1 protein-coding gene is annotated in these 1,354 nt (G+C 59.3%); it reads right to left on the reverse strand.

Annotated elements, in window-relative coordinates:
• Positions 1–8 precede the first annotated feature (8 nt).
• Positions 9–1,354: DUF927 domain-containing protein (locus K3F48_RS23735; RefSeq protein WP_222577903.1), on the reverse strand; the 1,346-nt coding region annotated here is incomplete at its 5' end.

Below are 1,354 nucleotides of genomic sequence, written 5' to 3' on the forward strand. Positions count from 1 at the left end.
CTACGGCGCTATGAAAAGCGCGCGTCGCGAGCGGCTTGCTCCCGAACTGCTACACCACCGGTGGGGACACGACCCCGCTTCCAAATTTCATGAATGCGGCGTTCGATCTCACCATCTCCAATGGCGGCGGGCAGAAGTCTGGCCTTGCCTAGCATCTCTCCTACCTGCCACAGGACGCCAAAGACGCCCGCTGAACGCTGAACGAGTGGTGAGGCACCTTCACCGGCAAGCGCCGACACCTTCACATCGATAGCCTCGCGTATCGTTTCTGGTCTCCCCGACTCAACCAGCGCCTTCACGAAAGCCGGCCCGACATGGCCATAATTTGCCAGCAGCAAACGACGCATCTTGATGTAGTCGGCTTCCGGAATCGGCCGATAGCCATCGATATTAATATCGGCGACACGCATGGAAAAACCGACCCGCGCCTGTTCGCCGCTCGCCGTCTCGACCGACTTCGCCACAGGATGCTCAGACGAAATCATCCCGAAGCTTTCCCAGCTCTTCGTTTCGCGCTCGGTCGCATCGGTCCTCATGCGGTTCTTACCACTTCCCGAGGCGAGCATGAAAATCAAACTTTCGAGGCGCTTCAGATCGAACAAGGCGGTTTCGTCGAGGCCGCAGAAGGTTCCATTCGAACGCTCTGCCAGATACTCGACGGCGTTCTCTGTGCTCCGGAGGGAGTGCAGCAACGATCCACGCGACTCCTTGCCCTTCGGCAGAATGTCAGGATAGCCGAAGCCTCCGGCGGCAAGCATCATCGATGTCGTCTTGCCGTGAGAAGAGGTTCCGGTCAAAGCGATGATCGGCGTCGAGCCCAGATTGATGAACTGAACTAGAGCGCCAGCGACCCCCGCGAGACAGCCGATGAAGTGGTGAGCGCCACCATGATGAAGAGCAATACCCCAAGCGGCGAGTTGGCCGTCCAGATTCCCGGCTGTCTGGTCCGTGAAGGCGTTTTCCAGGTAGACTCCTTCACCGTCTTCGACGCCGATCATCACGCCCGCCGGAGTGACGAACTTCTTACGACCTGGACGCCAACCCGGCTTGCGGACGATGATCGAGCGTTCCTTCACTGAAACCAATCGAGCGAACAGGGCGTTGAAGCCCTTGCCGAGCGGATGGATGTCGAGTCCCATATTGGCAAGGCGCGGGCGAAGATCGCTGTTGCTCTTGTGAATGTCGGACAAAGCGATACGCGCCACATGCTCCCGACCGTCGAAGTCGTCGAACTTTATGCGCAGACTCCATCCTTCGCCGGACTCGTCGCGAGCCATGTGGCGATTCCGACGAAGGCGCCCGTCTTTAACGGGATAATGGCGCCCGGGGATTCCGGGATAATGGCGCCCCCCTC

Origin of the sequence: Methylosinus sp. Sm6, from assembly GCF_019802345.1 — a bacterium.
Taxonomy (GTDB): domain Bacteria; phylum Pseudomonadota; class Alphaproteobacteria; order Rhizobiales; family Beijerinckiaceae; genus Methylosinus.